Origin of the sequence: Burkholderia sp. FERM BP-3421 (assembly GCF_028657905.1) — a bacterium.
GTDB lineage: Bacteria > Pseudomonadota > Gammaproteobacteria > Burkholderiales > Burkholderiaceae > Burkholderia.
Window position 1 is genome coordinate 140,981 of record NZ_CP117779.1, and the last position, 17,998, is coordinate 158,978.

Annotated in this window: 29 protein-coding genes; 28 read left to right on the forward strand and 1 reads right to left on the reverse strand. The window is 62.0% G+C overall.

What is annotated here, in order from left to right; genetic code table 11:
• Positions 1-44 precede the first annotated feature (44 nt).
• From Bsp3421_RS00645 to Bsp3421_RS00700, 12 genes are all read left to right on the forward strand, one after another.
• Entirely contained in the window at positions 45-317 is a 273-nt protein-coding gene (locus tag Bsp3421_RS00645; protein WP_273994924.1) for a CopG family ribbon-helix-helix protein, read from the forward strand.
• Between the two features lie 53 nt (positions 318-370).
• Positions 371-595, forward strand: a complete 225-nt coding sequence (locus Bsp3421_RS00650; protein ID WP_337995236.1) for a type II toxin-antitoxin system RelE/ParE family toxin — start codon at positions 371-373, stop codon at positions 593-595.
• Between the two features lie 44 nt (positions 596-639).
• A complete protein-coding gene (locus Bsp3421_RS00655) occupies positions 640-825 on the forward strand; it encodes a hypothetical protein (protein ID WP_273994927.1) in 186 nt (61 codons plus the stop codon).
• A 5-nt stretch (positions 826-830) separates the two neighbouring features.
• Positions 831-1,073, forward strand: coding sequence for a hypothetical protein (locus tag Bsp3421_RS00660; protein ID WP_273994928.1), 243 nt, complete (start codon positions 831-833; stop codon positions 1,071-1,073).
• A 192-nt stretch (positions 1,074-1,265) separates the two neighbouring features.
• A complete protein-coding gene (locus Bsp3421_RS00665) occupies positions 1,266-1,904 on the forward strand; it encodes a helix-turn-helix domain-containing protein (RefSeq protein WP_273994929.1) in 639 nt (212 codons plus the stop codon).
• A 27-nt stretch (positions 1,905-1,931) separates the two neighbouring features.
• On the forward strand, positions 1,932-2,210 hold the full coding sequence (locus tag Bsp3421_RS00670; protein WP_273994930.1) for a hypothetical protein: 279 nt from the start codon (positions 1,932-1,934) through the stop codon (positions 2,208-2,210).
• 70 nt (positions 2,211-2,280) lie between these two features.
• On the forward strand, positions 2,281-2,484 hold the full coding sequence (locus tag Bsp3421_RS00675; RefSeq protein ID WP_273994932.1) for a hypothetical protein: 204 nt from the start codon (positions 2,281-2,283) through the stop codon (positions 2,482-2,484).
• A gap of 54 nt (positions 2,485-2,538) precedes the next feature.
• On the forward strand, positions 2,539-3,327 hold the full coding sequence (locus Bsp3421_RS00680; protein ID WP_273994934.1) for a hypothetical protein: 789 nt from the start codon (positions 2,539-2,541) through the stop codon (positions 3,325-3,327).
• Positions 3,324-3,617, forward strand: a complete 294-nt coding sequence (locus Bsp3421_RS00685; RefSeq protein ID WP_273994935.1) for a hypothetical protein — start codon at positions 3,324-3,326, stop codon at positions 3,615-3,617. The genes Bsp3421_RS00680 and Bsp3421_RS00685 overlap by 4 nt, the downstream gene beginning before the upstream one ends.
• Complete coding sequence (locus Bsp3421_RS00690; protein ID WP_273994936.1) at positions 3,614-4,024, forward strand: hypothetical protein; 411 nt, start codon at positions 3,614-3,616, stop codon at positions 4,022-4,024. The genes Bsp3421_RS00685 and Bsp3421_RS00690 overlap by 4 nt, the downstream gene beginning before the upstream one ends.
• A 5-nt stretch (positions 4,025-4,029) precedes the next feature.
• Positions 4,030-4,404 carry a hypothetical protein gene (locus tag Bsp3421_RS00695; RefSeq protein WP_273994937.1) on the forward strand — a complete coding sequence of 125 codons (375 nt, stop codon included), beginning with the start codon at positions 4,030-4,032 and terminating at the stop codon, positions 4,402-4,404.
• Between the two features lie 3 nt (positions 4,405-4,407).
• Positions 4,408-6,231: a phage integrase family protein gene (locus Bsp3421_RS00700; RefSeq protein WP_273994938.1), complete on the forward strand. Its 1,824-nt coding sequence runs from the start codon at positions 4,408-4,410 to the stop codon at positions 6,229-6,231.
• Between the two features lie 104 nt (positions 6,232-6,335).
• On the opposite strand, the gene Bsp3421_RS00705 is transcribed toward Bsp3421_RS00700, so the two are convergent.
• Positions 6,336-7,160: a three-Cys-motif partner protein TcmP gene (locus Bsp3421_RS00705; protein ID WP_273994939.1), complete on the reverse strand. Its 825-nt coding sequence runs from the start codon at positions 7,158-7,160 to the stop codon at positions 6,336-6,338.
• A gap of 200 nt (positions 7,161-7,360) precedes the next feature.
• Here Bsp3421_RS00705 and Bsp3421_RS00710 point away from each other — a divergent pair, with 200 nt between their 5' ends.
• The 16 genes from Bsp3421_RS00710 (at position 7,361) to Bsp3421_RS00785 (ending at position 17,985) form a co-directional block, all read left to right on the forward strand.
• Positions 7,361-8,218, forward strand: a complete 858-nt coding sequence (locus Bsp3421_RS00710; protein ID WP_273994940.1) for a DUF5131 family protein — start codon at positions 7,361-7,363, stop codon at positions 8,216-8,218.
• 29 nt (positions 8,219-8,247) lie between these two features.
• Positions 8,248-9,519: a three-Cys-motif partner protein TcmP gene (locus Bsp3421_RS00715; RefSeq protein ID WP_273994941.1), complete on the forward strand. Its 1,272-nt coding sequence runs from the start codon at positions 8,248-8,250 to the stop codon at positions 9,517-9,519.
• An 82-nt stretch (positions 9,520-9,601) separates the two neighbouring features.
• Positions 9,602-9,916: an H-NS histone family protein gene (locus Bsp3421_RS00720; RefSeq protein ID WP_273994942.1), complete on the forward strand. Its 315-nt coding sequence runs from the start codon at positions 9,602-9,604 to the stop codon at positions 9,914-9,916.
• A gap of 88 nt (positions 9,917-10,004) precedes the next feature.
• Positions 10,005-10,325, forward strand: coding sequence for an H-NS histone family protein (locus Bsp3421_RS00725; protein ID WP_273994943.1), 321 nt, complete (start codon positions 10,005-10,007; stop codon positions 10,323-10,325).
• Positions 10,326-10,689: 364 nt separating this feature from the next.
• Positions 10,690-10,986 (forward strand): hypothetical protein, encoded by a 297-nt coding sequence (locus tag Bsp3421_RS00730; RefSeq protein ID WP_273994944.1) that lies wholly within the window; start codon positions 10,690-10,692, stop codon positions 10,984-10,986.
• Between the two features lie 12 nt (positions 10,987-10,998).
• The gene (locus tag Bsp3421_RS00735; RefSeq protein WP_273994946.1) at positions 10,999-11,844 is read left to right on the forward strand and encodes a hypothetical protein; all 846 of its coding nucleotides are present in this window, start codon (positions 10,999-11,001) and stop codon (positions 11,842-11,844) included.
• Positions 11,845-11,870: 26 nt separating this feature from the next.
• Positions 11,871-12,617, forward strand: a complete 747-nt coding sequence (locus tag Bsp3421_RS00740; protein WP_273994948.1) for a cyclodeaminase/cyclohydrolase family protein — start codon at positions 11,871-11,873, stop codon at positions 12,615-12,617.
• 5 nt (positions 12,618-12,622) lie between these two features.
• On the forward strand, positions 12,623-12,775 hold the full coding sequence (locus Bsp3421_RS00745; RefSeq protein ID WP_273994949.1) for a hypothetical protein: 153 nt from the start codon (positions 12,623-12,625) through the stop codon (positions 12,773-12,775).
• A gap of 357 nt (positions 12,776-13,132) precedes the next feature.
• Entirely contained in the window at positions 13,133-13,366 is a 234-nt protein-coding gene (locus Bsp3421_RS00750; RefSeq protein ID WP_273994950.1) for a hypothetical protein, read from the forward strand.
• A gap of 237 nt (positions 13,367-13,603) precedes the next feature.
• Positions 13,604-13,750, forward strand: coding sequence for a hypothetical protein (locus Bsp3421_RS00755; RefSeq protein WP_273994951.1), 147 nt, complete (start codon positions 13,604-13,606; stop codon positions 13,748-13,750).
• A 147-nt stretch (positions 13,751-13,897) separates the two neighbouring features.
• Positions 13,898-14,419, forward strand: coding sequence for a hypothetical protein (locus tag Bsp3421_RS00760; protein WP_273994952.1), 522 nt, complete (start codon positions 13,898-13,900; stop codon positions 14,417-14,419).
• A 53-nt stretch (positions 14,420-14,472) separates the two neighbouring features.
• Positions 14,473-15,309 carry a hypothetical protein gene (locus Bsp3421_RS00765; protein WP_273995160.1) on the forward strand — a complete coding sequence of 279 codons (837 nt, stop codon included), beginning with the start codon at positions 14,473-14,475 and terminating at the stop codon, positions 15,307-15,309.
• Between the two features lie 303 nt (positions 15,310-15,612).
• A protein-coding gene (locus tag Bsp3421_RS00770) for an IS3 family transposase (protein ID WP_273994953.1) occupies positions 15,613-16,735 on the forward strand; the annotation gives its coding sequence in 2 pieces (ribosomal slippage) (positions 15,613-15,866 and positions 15,865-16,735; 1,125 coding nt in all).
• A 96-nt stretch (positions 16,736-16,831) separates the two neighbouring features.
• A complete protein-coding gene (locus Bsp3421_RS00775; protein ID WP_273994955.1) occupies positions 16,832-17,185 on the forward strand; it encodes a hypothetical protein in 354 nt (117 codons plus the stop codon).
• A gap of 22 nt (positions 17,186-17,207) precedes the next feature.
• Positions 17,208-17,429 carry a hypothetical protein gene (locus Bsp3421_RS00780; RefSeq protein WP_273994956.1) on the forward strand — a complete coding sequence of 74 codons (222 nt, stop codon included), beginning with the start codon at positions 17,208-17,210 and terminating at the stop codon, positions 17,427-17,429.
• A gap of 22 nt (positions 17,430-17,451) precedes the next feature.
• On the forward strand, positions 17,452-17,985 hold the full coding sequence (locus Bsp3421_RS00785) for a hypothetical protein (RefSeq protein ID WP_273994957.1): 534 nt from the start codon (positions 17,452-17,454) through the stop codon (positions 17,983-17,985).
• Positions 17,986-17,998: the final 13 nt, after the last annotated feature.

A 17,998-nucleotide genomic window follows, 5' to 3' on the forward strand; every position in this document is an offset into this window, starting at 1 on the left:
GGATACCTCGGGATACCTCGGGATACCTCGGGATAACTTGGAATATGGCAACCTCTATCAAACTTGACACGGGCATGCAGGATCGCGTCCGGCATCTGGCCGAACAGCGCCGGCGCACGCCGCACTGGATCATGCGCGAAGCCATCGCGCAGTACGTCGAGCGCGAAGAAAAGCGCGAGTCGATCCGGCAAGAGGCCGTTGAAGCCTGGCACGATTATCAGACCACCGGGCTGCACGTGCCGCATGCGGACATGGACCGTTACATGGCGGAGTTGGAAGCCGGACGCGACGCGGAGCTGCCTGGGTGCCGCAAGTAATCTGGACACGCAATGCCGCACGCGCTGTACAGCGAATGCACCAGTTTCTCGCCATGAAGGATCCGACGGCCGCGCAGCGCGCGGTTAAGGCGATCCGGGCCGGCGTCGACGTTCTGATCGACCAACCGCGTCTGGGCCGCCCCGTCGATGATCTCGACGTCGAATTCCGCGAGTGGTTGATCGATTTCGGCGATAGCGGCTACGTGGTGCTGTACCGTGTCGATGAAGCTGGGGTGGTTATTCTGACGGTTCGCCATCAGCGCGAAGCAGGGTATTGACGGGCGGCTACCGAGCCACCGCAACTAGCGAGGAGAGCAGGGTCGTGATTTTGAGGAGCCTGAAGCTTGTAACGGCTGCGGCCACGTTGGCCTGTATCGGACCCGCGTTCTTCCCGGACACTTTCTATGCCGCGGCGGATGCAGCCATGCGCTTGCCTTCGTCGGTTTTCGTGGCGTTCGTCGGGATGGTGGCCATGATCGGAGTCGTGCTCGGCTTCCTCAAGCGCTGAGCGGCATGGCATCCGTTCCGGTGAACGGGCGAAATATGGAGCAGCAGATGGATTGGGCAAGAAGGTGGTTCACGGCAGACGGGCGGCTCCGGGCGGCGGTTCCGACAGCGGCTGTGATTGTGCTATCGGTGGTCAACCGCGCGCTGGCGGCACGCTGGCCGTCGAGCTATGGGCAGCTGCAACCCCTGGGCGTGCTGGCCGTAGTGGCTTGCCCGATGGTGATTGCATACCTGGCTCTGCACGACTGAGCGCGGGCAGGGCGCACCCGGCCGCGGCCGGGTTTTTTGCGAGCATCGTCAAGTCCGCTAAGTCGTATTAGCGGACTTGCGTTTAATGCCCTAAACTCCCCTAGGGCCGGATTACGCGGCTCTTGACACGTCTTTAAGACGTGCTACGCTCATGGCATACGTCTTTAAGACGGGTTGCCCCCAGGAGCCTGCATGTCCGTGCTTTACCTCTACCGCTGCGCCGCCTGCGGCCACCGCGGCGAGCTGCATCTCGAGGGCGACCGCGCCGACGGCGCGGCCGCCACCTGCGCGCAGTGCCACGCGGCCGTCACCCTCGAATGGGACGCCGCCGTGACGCTGGAGATCGTGCCGCACGCCGGCGTGCCGACCCCGACCGAGATCAAGCACCTGCGCGTGATCAACGGCCGCACCCAGACCGAGCTCGCGGATCGCCTCGGCGTGCTGCCGCGCCAGGTGCAACGTTGGGAGGCGGGCGAGGCGCCGATGCCGATCGCCGCCTGGCAGCTGCTGCGTCGCGTGTGGGGCTTCCGCGGCGCGATGGACCTGCAGCGCGCGCCGCACCCGACGCGCGGCTGGGACACGCAGCGCGACGCGCCCCGCGACACGATCGAGCGCGGCGATGTGGTCGAGCTGCAGCCGAAAGCCGGGCCGCGCCTGCTCGCGACGGTCACCTACGCGGCGCCGCGTGACGACCTGTATGAGGCGCTGGTCACGGAATTCCCGGGCGCTGGCGACGTCGGGGAAGAACTCGACGGCTACTGCCTCGGCGAGCGCGTGCAGTTCCGGGCCGCCAACGTGCTGCACCTCGAGCAGCGCGCCCCGCGCGGCTGAGTGGATCCTTTCGATAGGAGCATGACCATGAACGTTGCAACCGACTCCATCGCTCACGCGGACGTCCCGTTGAACCGCGCCGACCGCCCGATGCACCTCGATCTGCTCGACGCGCTGCGCTGCGCGCTCGACGCCGTGAAGACGGGCGTGCCGGAAACGGTGGGCTATGGCGAGGTGGGGCAGCCCGCCTTCGCCCACGGCTGGCGCGCGGCGATGGACCACGTCTACGGCCAGCTGGCGGCGGCCCGGGAATGCCTGAGCCAGGTCGAGGGGTTGGCCGACGCGTCGCGACCCAGCCACCCCTGATCGGCGCGATGCACGATGGCCGCGCGCGCGCCGCGCGGCCCACCCGACCCCGTTCTCCCGGAGCCTGACGATGAAAACCGCCTACGAACTGCTGCTCGATGCGCCCGATGAACAGGTCACACGCTGCCAGCTCGCGTGGCGATCGATGGTGGCGGGGGAGTGGCAAGACGCGGCGCATTGCCTGCGCAACGCGGCCGCGGAAGCGGGCGCGACCCGCTGGGCGGCGGACGCCCGCGCCGTCGCCGAGGCCTGCGCCGCGAAAGCCGCCGCCTAACCGCGCGGACGCCGACCCGATCAACGCTGTGACGCGACCCACCTTCACCGACCGATGACCGCCATCCTCTACCAACTCACGGCGAGCGCCGCCCAGATGTGCCTGCCGGTCCCTGTGCCCGCCGCGGCGCCGGACAACCTGCTCGACCTGCTTGATCACTGGCAGACCCTGATCGGTGCCACGACCGGCGGCCTGCTCGGCGTGGCCGGCGCCTGGATCGTCGCCATTTCGGTCCGCAGCCGCGAGCGGCGCATGGCGGCCGGCATGGTCCGGCCCGACCTGCGAGAACTGGTCGCGCGCGGCGCAGATCTTGAGAAGTCCGGCGACCAGATTGGATGGCCACTAAGCTTCGATGACGCGCAAGTGGCTGACGCCCGTGCCGGCCATGTCCTCACGCAACTTATCAACACGCGCCCGAACCTGTTCGCGCTGCAGACGCCGACGATTGGTCAACTGTCGGACATCGACACGCGGGTGTCCAGTCACCTGTTTCAGTGCCAGATGCTTCACCGCGCGCTGGAGGATGGTATAAGCACGCGCCAAGCGCTTCAAGATGCCATGTCTCGAGCCCGCATCGACGAGCCGGTACGGTTCTATCGAATGACGACGCCCGATTCGCAACTCTATGCAAAGTGGCGGATGTGCGTCGAGCACGCGACGCTGGCGGGGTACTTCCTAGATCGGCTGGTGTTCTCGCCGTGGCCGAGATGGATGCATCGTTGTCGGATGCGACTTTGGCGGAATGATCTCGACCGGCGCTCCGCCGCGCTCCTGAAAACCGGTCGATTGCCCGCCGACGTCCCCGTCGCGGACCCGGACTCGGCGCCGGCGGGACGGATATGAACTACGACGCGATCCGCCATGCGCGCCTGCTCATCAGCAGTCAGAGCCGGATGATCCCGCTGGACCAGCATGACCAGGATTGGATCGCGTGGTTCATCATGGGCCTGGACACCGAACTCGATGCCGTCCAGAAGGGCCTGGCCACGGTACGCGACGCCGACGGCCACACGCCGCACGATCGCATTAACGGGCGGTTCTTCGGCGCCTATCTGTCGTTGCACGACGCCGAACTGCACGAGCTGGTGCATACCCAGTGGCTGCTGCTGCGCGATAAGGGCGCCCTGCCATGAGCGCTCGTCAAACCTGGCTGGCCGCGCTTCAGGTCGCGCTGCGCGAGGCCGTCGCGCGCGACTTCGCCGGCGCGCTTCTCATCGACGACTACGCGGATCGCCTGCCGAACTGGGCGCCGCGCCCGGGACAATGTCACGCGCAAGTCGCGCGCTGGATCGCGGCGCATCCGGACGACCACGCGGTGCGCGGCTGGCTGGCCGACGGCGAGGGGAGCGGCCTGCAGCGCTTCGTCGCGCACTCGCTGGTTCGCACCGCGCGCGGCGCGCTGCTTGACGTGGCGTTTCCCACCCCGGCGTACCCCCAGATCTTCATTCCGCACCCGGCGGCCGCCGGCGACTTCCTTGCGCTGGTGCACGGCGAGCCGCCCCTGCCCTGGATCGACATCCCGTTACCTGAGAGAAGCTGAGCCAAATGACCCGCAACCCAAAGCAACCCGTCGTGCCGCCGGCGCCGCGCTGCGCCGACGGCATCGTGTTCCACATCGCGCAGCGCCAAGGCCATTCACTGTTGTGGACCGAGACCATCGGCATCGCGTTCGAGCACCGCGGCCGCACCTGGGCCGTGCATCGCAGTATGGCCTCGGATCCCAACACGCCGGCGCTCTTCTCGGTGTCCGACATCGAGACCGGACGCAGCTTGCTCGACATTCAAGAATTCAGCATCGACACGGCGCGCGCGGCCGCGATTCAGATGATCGATGCGGTCGCGCCGGCGCAGTGGGATGAGTTTTTTCCCGCTCCGCAATCGGCCAAGCCCCGCCGGCGGGCGCCCGTGTCGGTGACCTGACCGATGGCGAACCGCCTCCAGCAGCTCGAGCTGCCGCCGCCGCGCACGTACACCCGCACCGAGTTCACGGCGCTGCGCGCGCGCGTGAAAGGCCTGCCGATCGCGACGATCGCCCGGCTCTATTTCGACCCCGACGAGCACGACGTCCTCGAGGTCGGGAACCTGCTGCGCACGATGCGCGACGACCTGGTGTCGATCGCGCTGCGCGTGGGCTCGTCGGTCCTTGTCGGCCACCTGCAGGCGTCGATCCAAAAGTATGGCGAGCCGCGCTTGACCCCGGTGTCGCTGCAGCTGATCGAGCAGGTGGCGGGCAGCTGGGCCCGGGCGGCGCCGGCGCCCGACGATGCGATCGCGCGCTGGTTCCGGCCGCTCGTCGCTCAGCAGCTGATCGAGGTCGAGGTGCGCACCGTGGGGCAGCTGGTCGCGTACTGCAACCGCCGCGGCGGCGCATGGTGGCGATCGGTGCCGCGCATCGGCGTTGGCCGGGCCCGCACCGTGGTCGCGTGGCTGCGCCGGCATGCCGAGACGATCGGCGACACCGTCGCGCTCGACGTCGAGCGCGTCGATCGGCTCGTCGCGGCGCCCGAGGGGCGCGTGCCGCTGCGGCGCGATCAGCTGGTGCCGATGCATCGCCTCGCGATGCCGACCGATCTGGACGGCTCGGCCGGCTCGAATCGCGCACCGGCGTTCCCCTACATCGCGGCGGCGCACGACCTCGACGCCGTGTTCGCCTATCTGCACCGCTACGACGGCCAGGCCGCGACCCAGCGCGCGTACTGGCGCGAGCTTGAGCGTTTCGTGCTGTGGTGTGTGCTCGAGCGCGGCCGGCCGATGTCTTCCGTCCTGGTCGACGACTGTGAGGCCTACAAGGCGTTCCTGGCCGCGCCGTCGGATGCGTTCCGCGGGCCGCAGGCCTCGCGCGCGTCCGGGCGCTGGCGGCCGTTTTCGTTGAAACCCCTGTCGCTCGACAGCCAGCTGTACGCGGTGCGCACGCTGCGCGCGGCTTTCGACTGGCTCGTCAAGGTCCGGTACCTGGCTGGCAACCCGTGGGTGGCCGTCGCGGATCCTAAGCCGCTGAAGCGCGCGACCAAGCTGCAGGTGCAGCGGGCCCTGCCGATCGACGTGTGGGCAACGGTGCGCGCGCGGCTCGCCGACCGCGCCGAAGGCGTCGGGCCGCAGGGCCCGGACTGGCGCGTCGCACGGGTGCTGGTGCTGCTGATGGGCGACGCCGGGCTGCGCATTGAGGAGGCGGTGACAGTCAGCCGCAGCGGCCTGCAGTGGTGGCCGGCCGAGGACGAGACGCCGGCGACCTGGATCCTGCGCGTGATCGGCAAGGGCAACAAGGAGCGCTTCGTGCCGGTGACCGAGGACGTCATCGAAGCCTTGCGCGAGCACTGGCGGGATCGCGGGCTGGACTTCGATGCCGGCGACGCCGACCTGCCGCTCGTCGCGCCAACGGTCGTGCCGCCGACGCCGGCGGGACGCGACAAGTTCGGCGTCGAAGAGGGAGTGGTCACGCGCCAGGCGGGTTACACGGCGCGCGGCGCGCGGCGTGTCGTGATCCGCGCGCTGAGTCGGCTGATCGAGCAGCTGCCGGATCTGGCCGAGTCGTCGCGGCGCCAGCTCGCGCAGACCTCGCCACACGCATTCCGCCACACGTTCGGCACGCAAGCCGCGGCGGCCGGGATGGCGCTTGAGGTCCTGCAGCAGGCGCTGGGCCACGCGTCCCTGCAGACCACCACGATCTACGTGAACGCGGAACAGCAACGCATGCGGCAGGAGGCGGCGAAGTACCACGCGCGACTGGCGGACCGTCGCGGCGAGTAGGGGGCGGTAGATTCGGCATTGGGGACCAACCTATCGGAGGCATTATGGCGTTCGACGTGGACAACATGCCGGCGGCCGCATCGGCGCTGTACAACTGATGGTGATCAGAACAGAGAGCGGCTCTGGAGGTTGCACGCCTCGCGCCAGAGTTTCTCGGCGAGATCGTGTCGTGCGAGCAGACACAGCCAGTACATGGTTGACTCTTTGCTGTTGCGCACGGGGTACATCGTGTCGCACACACGCAAACCTGTTTTGCTCACGAGCATCTTCCAGTGGTCGACAAACGCTTCTCTCATTTCATGCTTCGACGCCTGTCGGCGAACAATCTGCCGCCAACCTGGCGCGAGGTCGTCGAGCGAGGAACGTTCTGACTCGAGGCCTGAGGCAATATTTCGTTGGATGTCACCCGTGCTCAAATGCACAACGATGTCAATTGATGGCATGGATGCCAGCTTTTCGATAATCGAGAAATGGAGATGACCCGCGTTGAAGGGGTCGAGCAATGCGAGATGAAGTCCTCGCTGATCCAGTTGCGGGATCAGCCAGTCGATGGTTTGATCCGCACGACCCACTACCGATTGAACCGGGGCTCCCAGCTTACGCAATCGCTCGTCACAAGCGGCCAGATATTCAGGGTTCGCATCCGCGATGAAGAAGTGCGAAAACGTTCCACGTCTCTGCTGGGACATCGTCCAGGCGGCAAGCGGGCCGCCGTCGGAAAAGATCGACGTGTGTTTGACCTGCACCCGGCCGGTACCCGCAAAGAGATCAATGTAAGTTCGCTGCGTGGTGAACTTTTGACGTGCTCCCCAGGACGCGTCGATATACCGCTTGATAATCCGGTGCTTTTCTTCGGTCACCCAGCGTCCTACCACCATCGCAGGCAAACCGTCGTTGATGTCCGGTACGACCGTCTTCTTATCCGCCACAATGTCCCCTCTCAACTCATTGTTGTACAGCCCTCGTCTTGCAACGAACGATCTGCTTCCTCCGATTTGGGAACCGCGCGGACGACAACTGGTTGTCACTCAATCGATCCGCATGATCGTTGCCGTCGTTCTCCGAGTGCGGCCCTTCTAAAGTGGTCACGCGCGTACAATATCGTACCGCCCAACATAAGCAGATCGCCATGGGAAAAGATTCGCGCATTGAATGGACGCACCACACTTTCAATCCCTGGTGGGGTTGCGTCAAGGTATCTGCCGCTTGCGACCATTGCTACGCAGAAACCTGGGCAAAAAGGTTGGGCGAAAACGTCTGGGGGCCGGAATCGCCCCGCCGGTTCTTTAGTGACGCGCATTGGAAAGAGCCGCTGAAGTGGAATCGGGAGGCCGCGATAGACAGGACCCGGCGCCGAGTCTTCTGCGCATCAATGGCCGATGTGTTCGAGAACAGACCGGACCTCGTTGGCGAGCGCTTAAGACTTCTCGAACTGATTGCGCAAACACCGAACCTGGACTGGCTGTTGCTCACGAAGCGCATTCATCTCGTCCGCAAACAGTTACCAAAGGGCTACGAATTTCCCAGCAACGTCTGGCTGGGAGCGACGGTTGAAAATCAGGCAAGCGCGCGTAAGCGCATCAAGTACCTTCTCGAGTTCACTTCCCCCGCAGTCCGGTTCCTCTCCTGCGAGCCGCTACTGGGGCCACTCGATCTCTCCGAGTATCTCGTGCGCGGCGCGAACGATACGCGCGTTGACTGGGTCATTGCAGGCGGTGAGTCGGGGCCCGGATCTCGCCCCATGGATCCCGTGTGGCCAGCGCAGCTGCAAAAGCAATGCGCAAAGGCCAGAGTGCCGTTTCACTTCAAGCAGTGGGGACATTGGGCACCAGTAGACCAGGTCACTGACGTCATGACCAAGAACACCCCGGTGAAGGTGCTCCGCCAGGATGGCTCGGAAGTCTCGGTCGCGGCGATCGGGAAGAGCAAGGCTGGGCGCACCCTAGCGGGCAAGCATTGGGACCAGTTTCCCGCATCTGCGTCGTAGCCGTTTAAACCTCATTCAGAGGACACGCCTTGGCAAAACGTCATTACGATTGGAGCGACGGACCGGCCGTCCTTGACGAGCACAGCCTGACAAAACATCAGGTGCTCGTTGACTATCTGGTGCGCTATTTTCAGCAACGCATGCTCAATGCGCCAGGACGCGAGCGTTTTAAGATCACGCTGGTGGACGGTTTTTGCGGCGGCGGATTGTATGAGCTTCGGGGTTCAGGGCAACTGGTAGAAGGCTCTCCGCTGCGTATGCTCGAAGCAGTCGAGGTCGCCTTCGCGCTTGTCAATGCGAACAGAACCAAGCTGATTACATTCGACGTGCAGTTTGTGTTCGTTGATAAAGACCGGGGCGCGCTGGAACACCTGCGAAAGGTTCTTCAGGACCGCGGCCACGAACATGCAATCGGCATCTCGATCCACCTGCTGCACGCAGAATTTGGAGTCGCCGTGGAAGAGATCCTGGCGCGCATCCAACAGCACACGCCTCGCTCCGGGACCGCGCTATTTTTTTTGGATCAGTACGGATATACGGAGGTGCCAGCAACGCTGATTCGACGCATTTTTCAGAGCAGCCACAACGCGGAGGTTGTACTGACGTTTCACGTATCTTCATTTGCGACCTATACGAATGACGAGTTCGCACAGCGCATTTCCACCACGTTACAGATCGACATTTTCAAGCGGTTGGGTACGCGTTCGATCGAACAGATCAAAGCGAACGACACCGACTGGCGACGCTTCATTCAGGCTGCACTTTACGAGGCATTGGTCGAGCGATGCGGTGCCGCGTTTTTCACACCGTTCTTCATCCGCGGGACGGGCGCCGGCCATGGGGAGTACTGGCTTGTTCACCTATCTCAACACCACCGTGCACAGGATGTGATGAAGCAGGTTCACTGGCAACACAGCAACCACTTTGTCCACTATGGCGGTGCCGGGTTGAACATGCTGGCCCCCCATACGATGGGGTTCCTGCAGGAGTTCAATGGCGGATTCCGATTTGACGACGTGGCACGCAGCAGGTCCGATACGGAGCTGATTGAGCAGCTCGCGGTGTGGATTTTCGACCAGCCTCACGCTGTCGCATTTTCAACCGTTTTTACCGACACCTGCAATGGATCACCCGCCACTGCGGCGATGTATAAAGACGCCCTGGCTACGCTTGTCGCGAGCGGGGACGTCGCGATCAGATCGAACGATGGAAGGCCCCGCTACCGAAGTCGCTATATCCGGGATTCGGATCAGGTTGAGCGAGCCCGACAATTTAAGTTGTTCTTGCCTCCAGCTCGTTAGCGCGCAGCGCCAAGTGTTTAATTACCCGAAGAAGGCGCGCTCGAAAGCAAATTAAATCACACCATCTCGGAAATGTGAAAGCATGACTTCCAAAACGACGGGCTACGTTGCCCTAGTTGCGCAACTAGAAGCACTGGATGCGCAAATCAAAGCCCTTCGAGACGTCGAACGCGACGCGGCGATCGGGCAGATCAAAGCGCTGATGCAGGAGTTCGATATCAGCATTGTGGATTTGCAAGAGCGGGTGCAAAAGCGCAACGCGAAGCGCGTGTCGACGGCTCCGAAGTACCGCGACCCGGCGACAGGTAGAACTTGGTCTGGTCGGGGTCGGCAGCCGGCTTGGCTCGGTGACGATCCTGCTGCCTTCCTAGTTCAGCCCGATCTGCTCGCCATCTGAAACGACGCGGTCCAGCGAGTCCGTACTTGATCCACACGGGATTTCGGCGGACCGGCCTGGATATTGCAAAACAACGGAGTGAAAAGCCATGGTAACGAGAAAGCGGACGTTGTCGGACGTGAAGGCCCAGATTGAAGCGCTGGAAGCTGAGGCTGAGGCGTTGCGAGCTGCGGAAATCAAGGAGGTGATTGCTGACGTGCGAGCCAAGGTAGCCGCTTATGGGCTGACCGAGAGGGATGTGTTCGGGCGCCAGCGCGCCGGCGGCACACAGGAGGGGCGGAAGGCCACTACGCCGAGCGCGCCTAAGTACCGCGATCCGAAATCGGGCGCCACGTGGTCCGGGAAGGGGCGCGCGCCGGGATGGATTGCAGCAGCGAAGAACCGGACTCGCTTCCTGATCAACGAGTGAGTCCGTGATCAGCTGTCGAAGAACGAAATAACTGCAAGTATGAACGAATAAACTGCGAGCGTGGCGCTAGGCTCCAGATTTTATGCGGCAACATGGGCCAGACTCCATTGTTCCTTCACAGTTGCGGCGCACTGGAGGTTTCGTTGCTTCAATTTCTTGATGCACGCGACGCGGCCACGGCGGAGCTTAGCGATAACGTCCCATCCTGGCCTGAACGCGGAATTGGCATGTGAGGGGCTGCAGATCTATCTGGAACGACTCGGTGCGTGGATTCTCGCGCCGCTTGACGAGTAGGAAGACCAGGCGCGTGAGCGCCCCGTGCGCTGGCCGGACGCCAGCGGAAAACACGGCAAGGAGGTGACGTATGGCCGACAATGCTGAACAGGCACTTCGTGCGGTTGCAACCTATGTGAGGGCGCACTCGCATGTCTTCGTCGTAGCCGGTGCAAAGAGCCTCACCCGCGAGGAAGCGGCCGAACGGCAATCGCTCATTGAGCAGGTCGCGGACCGGCTTGATGAGTTAGCGAACACCGCGGTTCGACTTCAAGTCAGCTACCGGCAGTTCGAGACCTTGCTCGTTGAACTACGTCAGTTGGGCAGCGCCTCGCCAAGTGAGCTAGTTTCGAACGTCGCACGAGCTCTGCACGCCCAGACTACGTGACCAAGGAAAACTATGAAAGCGATTTTGAGCGAGGCGGAGCGGGCGTCGATCCGTACCGTTGCCTCGGGAGACAAGACGCAATTGCCAGTGGCGCGCGCGATTCGATCGCGCTGCACCCAAGCACGGCGTTGGCGCCTGCGTCGAGCTCCAGTTCATGGCCGAAATTCTCGCGCCGGTTCCGGATCTGTTGCTGCGCTCGCAGTACCGCGCAGCCGTGTTGAAGCAAACGCGCTGAGTGGGAAAATGGCTAAACAGCAGACACCTCTTCGCAATCAACTCTTGATTGTTGAACAACGTCTAGCAGAGACGTTGCAAGTGTTCGCCGCGTACGCGACGATAAACGAGCTTGCGAACAGAGATTCGAATCCCGCATTGAACGCTATCGTCAATAGACGTGGTGGGTTCTGGCACGCAACCGCAGTGAGCTTTCAAACACACCTGTTCACGGGGGTCTATGCGCTGGTGGAGCTCGGGCGTCAGGTCGTGACGCTTGCGACGATAGCGCATCAGCTCAGTAAAGGTGGCAAAGTCAGTGTGCATGACGAACTTGTCAATGCGCTCAGCGATGTGCGGAAACGATACGAGCAATTTCGTCACGTCCTGTTCGGCCACAACGGCAAGGACCGGGAAGCATTCGCCGACCGGTTTGACGAATACGGCTTCACCTGGGACATGATTAGAGGCGATCTGGCTACTTTGGAGCACATATTCAAATGCCTGTGGGTCCTCGCTGACGGCAAACCCGCTCCATCGCTAGACGAGTCGAAGCGAATGCGTTTCCCATATGCCGCGACGATTGAAAGTACGGCAACGGATACGTCTAGCCTTTTGAATGATTTGGCGCGGCATCAGCCATAGGAAAACCCAAGCAAAAGGCCCCACTCATGACCGACCCCATGCCTCCCGATGCCGAGCTGCTCGCGCAGCCGACCAACCAGCTGCTCGATGCGTTCGGCGCGGGTCAAGCATCTCCCGGCTCGGGCAGCGCCGCGGCGCTCATGGGACTGCTGGCAGTCAAACTCATCCGCACGGTGTGCCTGAAGAGCTTGCAGAAGAATCCCGAGCGCAATACCGAGGTCACGCTGCGCCACCTGCTCGATGAACTCGGCGCGATCGAACCCTTGCTGCGCGCCCTGTTCGAGAAGGATGCGCGTGAGTTTGACGAAATCGTCCGCCTCCGGATGGCGCGCGATGCGGCCACCGACCCGGACGTGAAAAGTACCGCCTCGCGCCGCGCCAACGACCTGCTCGAGGTGGCCACCGACAACACGTTCCAGATCATCGACCTCTGCATGCCCCTGATTGACCATGGTGTGACCGTGTTCGAGCACGGCTGGCAGTCCGTGAGGGGTGACTCCGGCGCCGCCATCAGTGCGGCGATTGCCGCGGTCACCTCGGGATTGTTCATCGCTAATCTGAACGTCAAAAGACTAAAAGAGCGCAACTACGCGAGGGATAACATCGACCGGTGCGCGGTCGTATTCGCGCTTCTGCAGCAGAAGCAGGAGACCGCGTTGGGTTGCGTCACGTCGCTGAACGTCGAGGCGCTTGACTCGGTCGCCATTGAGGGCTTGCTGCAACTGCCGCTCGAGTTTGCTGCAGGCCGGCGCTCCCGTTCCGCGGATGAGTAGACGCTATGATTCCGAGCGAGAAGTTCACCGATGTCACCGAAGCCAGCATTCGGCGCCCGATCGAACACGGCTTGCCCGAGGGCCGCACGGTCGATTGCGAGGAGGCGGCCGTAATCGGCAAGGAAAACAGGGAAAGAGCAATATGCGTTCGATATTGAAATGGGTGAAACGACTTGTCGGGGGGGCGGAGCCGCGTGGCGTATTTAACCTCAGCTATGGCTTTCCGAAAGCGTCATCACGTAACGGGAGATCGCCCTTAAGCGATTCAATTCTCAGGACGCTCGCTTCTGTTGGAGCACGGCCCGGTGACATTGTCGAAGTCAACGAGTTTGGCGTCGCTCGAGTGGTCGGCGGTCGTCCTTACTTAGCGAATGAGCAGCCCGACGTGTCGGAGCAGGCGATTCGAGCCGCACTCAACAGGATTTACGGCGACGATGCTGCGAGTCTCGCTAACGTGACAGCGGTGTCGAACGTGGTCGTGTTCCGTAAGCCCAAACACACGTAGGAAAACGACCGTGACAGTGATCGATGATGCGCGTCACTACCGCGAGCAGGAAGCGCTGGTTGGCAAGGGTGGTGTCGTGGTGTTTTTTCAAGGCGAGGTCCAGGGCTGGGTGAACCAACTGCGTAACCCCGAGCATTGGCAACCTGGCTGCGTCGCGGTCGATGAGCAAGGGCGCATGTGGACGACTATCGCGGGCAGCGAGCGCGACGGCGCGCTCATGTGGCTCGCGAATCACGAACTGTAGGAAAACACATGGACGCTTGCATCCAGATCGGGCCTAACGCACTCTTTGCGGCTGTCGTCCTAAGTCCCGCCTGGGGCAGCCAATATCGGCAAGCGGACAGTCCCGAAAGCCGGCAGCGAAGCGCAAGCATGGGGTTGCCCGACGATGCGGGAGGTGAGCATCCAAGGACCGCTGTTGGCGAGCAAGGCGGCGAACAGATGGCGTTGCTGTAGCGACACCAGCCGTGGAGTTTGATCAATGGATCGTCCTACTAAAGCCGTTATCGGCATGATCGTGGCGCTTTGCGTGATTTGCATCGGCGCAGGCATTTACTACTTCCACTGGCAGGGCATCGACACATCCATTGCCAACGACCGCGACTACCCTAAGCCAGCCGTGCGCTGAAGTCGCTTGCGTCGTCTCGCATCGCCGTCGTCGTCGATCAGAAACATCAGCTGCAGCGTGCGCTCGCGCACACCGAATCCAACCTGCGCGCGGCGAGCGCGCGACGCGTGCGTTCCAACGTCGCATCCTGAACACGAGGAACGAGATATGGCAGTTATGGATGGCGCGATGGTCGCCGCGCAAGCCCCGGGCGTGAATCGGTTGACGCTGGTGTTCTCAAGCGCGGTCATTGGCGCGCTCGTCAACGGCGGCATCGGCGTCCTGACGCGGCGCGCGGACCGGAAACGCGAGGCGGCGAAGGCGGCCGAGCGACGCGCCTATCTGCAGCTCGACGTGGTGCTGAAGCTGGAGGCCTTCGCGCAGCGCGCGCACGCCTACCTCTATGAAATCACAATGGCATCGGGAGCGAAATGGGATACATCGAGGAAGCTGCCCCTCTGGTTGCGGCGTGTTGATGTTCCGGTTGCCGGACAAGTCGCGGCCGAGCAGAAGACAGAATTTAATTGGTCCCTCGTCTTCATACCTTTATATACATTCGCCGGCGCAGCAATTGTCACGCTGTTCGTCATCATGCTGGCCGGTTTGCTGGGGTTCGCCGTGTCGATGGTGAAGACGTTCACCCTCGTAGCGACGATCGCTCTACTTGTCCTGCTATTCAAGCGCAGCTAACAGGACGGAAAACAGCGGCACGATTTTCGCGTCCGCGAAACGGGAGGTAGTAGATGGGCCAAGCAAAGCAGCGCGGTGCGAAAGAACAACGGATTGCGCAAGCACAGGCGAAGATCGAAGCGCTGCGGCCAGAGAAACTGGTGTGTGGCGCGTGCAACGCGACATTCACCGAACGGTATAAGAATCTGTTTGACGTGCCGCGGATCAAGTTCCCGGAGCCGCTCGCATTTCTCACAAGCCTAAGCAACAGCCTGCAACACATCCGGTCCTTTGACGCAATCAAGGTCGACACCGCCAAAACGGCTGACGAGATTGTGGCCATGAGCCGCGAGGGCTGGTATGTCGACGGCAAGATGGGCGTGACACGACCGCGTATCTTCAAAACACACATGGATGACGGGAAGCCCGCAGAGGCTGAGGCCCTGATGGTCGAGCATTTCACGCGACGTTGCGCTGGCATCCATGCTGAGATGGTCGCGGCCTATCCGGCGCGCAGGGCTATCCTAGACCAAGCGTTTGCGGCGCACGCCAACGGCCAGTATTTGCTATCGATACCGACTCTCCTGACTCAGGTAGATGGCATCTGTGCTGACGCGCTGCAAGCCTCGTTTTTTCTCCGCGGGGATCGTCAAAAGGCAATCAGGGAAATGAAGGTGCGGGCGGGATCGGGGCTGGCGCTGGCGTACCTTGCGCCGCTTGATACGGACATGTCCATCGCGATGTCCGAATCGTCGCGGCCGGCGGACTTTTCCGCCCTGAACCGGCACATGGTCCTGCACGGTGAGTCGACTGATCACGGGACGCTCGCGAACAGCCTGAGAACCATATCCTTGCTGAATTTTATCGCGCAGGCAATCGAACGGGACCCGCCGCAAATCGCTTCAATATAATGCGCGGGTCACTCAGAGAGACGATCCGCAACAGCTAGGAGACATGTGACGAGGTACATGAACCTACTTTGGCTGCTGATGTTTGCGCTCTGCGCGTTCATGCTTTTCGCAATGTGCGCCGCCGATGGTGAGAAGAGGATCTTGTGGGGCCTCAGGTTGGTTTTCTTTGGGATCGTAACGTGGAAGTGTGGCGTCGCGTGGGCCATTTAAGCGACGCTGCAAAGGGGAAAAGCTAGAGTGACCTTTCCCCTCTGAAGTATCCCACTGTAAAGTTAGTGGCAAGGCGGCAGGAGAACCCTTGTCATGAAGAAGTCGCGGTTCAGCGAAGAGCAGATTATCGGGGTGCTGAAGGAAGCCGACGCAGGCATGAAGGTCGCAGACCTGTGCCGCAAACACGGCATATCGGATGCGACGTTCTATAACTGGCGTAGCCGTTACGGCGGCATGGACATATCGGAAGCGCGACGATTGCGGCAACTAGAGGAAGAAAATCAGCGGCTCAAGCGGCTGGTGGCCGACCAGGCGCTGGACATCCAGGTTCTGAAGGACGTTCTCGGAAAAAGTGAGTTCGCCCGCGCAGCGTCGAGAAGTTGTGCAGCAGGTGATTGAACAGCACGACTATTCGGAGCGCCGGGCGTGCATGCTCATTGGCCTGAATCGCCGAACGTTCAGGCGGCCGGCGCCACCTGACGCCGACCCCGAAGTGCGGCAACGGCTGCGCGAGCTGGCGCAGGAGCGGCCACGGTTTGGCTCGCCCCGCCTGCATGTCTTGCTACGCCGAGAGGGCCTGGTCCAGAACCACAAGCGCACTGAGCGGCTGTACCGCGCAGAAGGCCTATCGCTTCGCCTGAAACGTCGCAAGAAACGCCCGAGTCATCTACGCGTAGTCATGCCGACGCCCAACGGTGCAGACGAAAGCTGGGCGATGGACTTTGTTGCTGACGCGCTGGTGCATGGCCGACGCATACGCATGTTGACGATCATCGACGCGTGGAACCGCGAGTGCCCGCACATCGAGGTCGACTTCTCGCTAACGGGGGTACGCGTGGTGCTCGAGCAGTTGCGGCAACGAGGACGATGTCCCAACCTGATTCAGGTGGACAACGGGCCGGAGTTCGTCAGCAAGGCACTCGATGCCTGGGCGCACGAACATGGCGTCAAGTTGCAGTTCATCCGTCCAGGCAAGCCGGTGGAAAACGCGCACATCGAACGCTTCAACGGCCGACTGCGTGAAGAATGTTTGAACCAGCATGCGTCCGTCAGTCTCGACGATGCACGCATGCGAATCGAAGCCTGGCGCACTGACTACAATTCAGTGCGCCCGCATAGCGCCTTAGGGCAACTGGCGCCGGACCAATTCCGGCAACTGCATCAACCGAAAACCGGCGAGCCCACTAAATTACGAATGGTGTACTCGGCGGGGTAAGGTCACTTCAGAGGGGAAAGGTCAACCGGGTTCGCGACGCTATATATCGACTATGCATGCAAATGTAGAAAGAATGCGCATGATCGGAAAGCTGCCATGACGGACAACGAAGGAATGAAGCCAACTGAGCAGCAGAGTCCCTACGTAGGGGTATTCGTTGATGAGCGTTCCACCGTCGGCCGTGTGCCATGGGATCAGGTCAGCGAGGTTCGCGGTGCTGAGGAAATGAACATGGTGGCACTCACTGATTTGATCCTTGCTGAGACGGCGCAGGAATACGATGAGCTGCAACGCCAGTTTCGATCTGAGCAAGCGGCAAAACCGAGCGACGCAGAGGTGTTGACGACCTTCATGCGCGACTGTACGGACGCAGCCGGTGCTCCGCTGCTGCAAGCCGACAAATACGCCGTCTTCAACGGCGGTAGGATCATCCGCAAGAACCTCGACTAACAACTCGGAAAGGGAGCCTCCCATGTCGGCCTGTAACTCCTGCTCGAAGGAGCAGACGACGAAACAACTCCAGCCGATCGGCCGCCAGGTCACTATTGCAACATCGGTTGGTCGTGGCCATGATCAGACCGACTTCGCCTTCGCACAATGCGAGAAGTGTGGCTCCGTTTGGGTGAAATATGTCGACAGCGGAGCCGGCGGACACGGGACGTTCTGGAAGCGGCTGACTGCTGGTCTGTTTTGAAATGGGAAAAGCAGAGGCGACAGTGGAAGCCGAATCATCGAACGTCGACGTTAGGACAAGGCATGCAACACATTCGGTTCTCCGGGAGAGAATCGTCGAGCACGTCTTCATAGGTGACGCGATGCGGCGTCTTTGGCAGCTCGGCGTGACGGACGTGGAAGTCCTGCGTGCGGAGTTCGACGCAAACGGCTATGACCTAGTGATGTGCTGCGGCGAGGTGATGCGACACGTCCAGTTCAAAGCATCATTGATCGATGGCTCACGTGGGAATATCTCCGTCAACCAGCGGCTTGCGACAGTCCCAAGCGGGTGCGTGCTTTGGCTCGCTGTCACGGACGATCTGGAGATAAAGGAGTACCGCTGGTTTGGCGGGGAGCCTGGCCGGCGACTGCCGGACCTTACCAATCTCAGGCTTGCGCGTCATACCCGCGGAAACGCACAAGGTGAAAAGACCGAGAGGCCGAATCAGCGGATACTCACGAAAGGCGCCTTCGAGATTCTTGGCAGTCTGGACGAGGTGCTCGAACGCCTGTTCGCAATCGAGCGAACGGCATAGGAAACCAGCAATG

Coding starts and splice junctions, on each gene's coding strand:
- Bsp3421_RS00645 (WP_273994924.1), top strand. CDS start 45: ATGGCAACCTCTATCAAACTTGACACGGGCATGCAGGATCGCGTCCGG.
- Bsp3421_RS00650 (WP_337995236.1), top strand. CDS start 371: ATGAAGGATCCGACGGCCGCGCAGCGCGCGGTTAAGGCGATCCGGGCC.
- Bsp3421_RS00660 (WP_273994928.1), top strand. CDS start 831: ATGGCATCCGTTCCGGTGAACGGGCGAAATATGGAGCAGCAGATGGAT.
- Bsp3421_RS00665 (WP_273994929.1), top strand. CDS start 1,266: ATGTCCGTGCTTTACCTCTACCGCTGCGCCGCCTGCGGCCACCGCGGC.
- Bsp3421_RS00670 (WP_273994930.1), top strand. CDS start 1,932: ATGAACGTTGCAACCGACTCCATCGCTCACGCGGACGTCCCGTTGAAC.
- Bsp3421_RS00675 (WP_273994932.1), top strand. CDS start 2,281: ATGAAAACCGCCTACGAACTGCTGCTCGATGCGCCCGATGAACAGGTC.
- Bsp3421_RS00680 (WP_273994934.1), top strand. CDS start 2,539: ATGACCGCCATCCTCTACCAACTCACGGCGAGCGCCGCCCAGATGTGC.
- Bsp3421_RS00685 (WP_273994935.1), top strand. CDS start 3,324: ATGAACTACGACGCGATCCGCCATGCGCGCCTGCTCATCAGCAGTCAG.
- Bsp3421_RS00690 (WP_273994936.1), top strand. CDS start 3,614: ATGAGCGCTCGTCAAACCTGGCTGGCCGCGCTTCAGGTCGCGCTGCGC.
- Bsp3421_RS00695 (WP_273994937.1), top strand. CDS start 4,030: ATGACCCGCAACCCAAAGCAACCCGTCGTGCCGCCGGCGCCGCGCTGC.
- Bsp3421_RS00700 (WP_273994938.1), top strand. CDS start 4,408: ATGGCGAACCGCCTCCAGCAGCTCGAGCTGCCGCCGCCGCGCACGTAC.
- Bsp3421_RS00710 (WP_273994940.1), top strand. CDS start 7,361: ATGGGAAAAGATTCGCGCATTGAATGGACGCACCACACTTTCAATCCC.
- Bsp3421_RS00720 (WP_273994942.1), top strand. CDS start 9,602: ATGACTTCCAAAACGACGGGCTACGTTGCCCTAGTTGCGCAACTAGAA.
- Bsp3421_RS00725 (WP_273994943.1), top strand. CDS start 10,005: ATGGTAACGAGAAAGCGGACGTTGTCGGACGTGAAGGCCCAGATTGAA.
- Bsp3421_RS00730 (WP_273994944.1), top strand. CDS start 10,690: ATGGCCGACAATGCTGAACAGGCACTTCGTGCGGTTGCAACCTATGTG.
- Bsp3421_RS00735 (WP_273994946.1), top strand. CDS start 10,999: ATGAAAGCGATTTTGAGCGAGGCGGAGCGGGCGTCGATCCGTACCGTT.
- Bsp3421_RS00740 (WP_273994948.1), top strand. CDS start 11,871: ATGACCGACCCCATGCCTCCCGATGCCGAGCTGCTCGCGCAGCCGACC.
- Bsp3421_RS00745 (WP_273994949.1), top strand. CDS start 12,623: ATGATTCCGAGCGAGAAGTTCACCGATGTCACCGAAGCCAGCATTCGG.
- Bsp3421_RS00755 (WP_273994951.1), top strand. CDS start 13,604: ATGGATCGTCCTACTAAAGCCGTTATCGGCATGATCGTGGCGCTTTGC.
- Bsp3421_RS00760 (WP_273994952.1), top strand. CDS start 13,898: ATGGCAGTTATGGATGGCGCGATGGTCGCCGCGCAAGCCCCGGGCGTG.
- Bsp3421_RS00765 (WP_273995160.1), top strand. CDS start 14,473: ATGGGCCAAGCAAAGCAGCGCGGTGCGAAAGAACAACGGATTGCGCAA.
- Bsp3421_RS00775 (WP_273994955.1), top strand. CDS start 16,832: ATGACGGACAACGAAGGAATGAAGCCAACTGAGCAGCAGAGTCCCTAC.
- Bsp3421_RS00780 (WP_273994956.1), top strand. CDS start 17,208: ATGTCGGCCTGTAACTCCTGCTCGAAGGAGCAGACGACGAAACAACTC.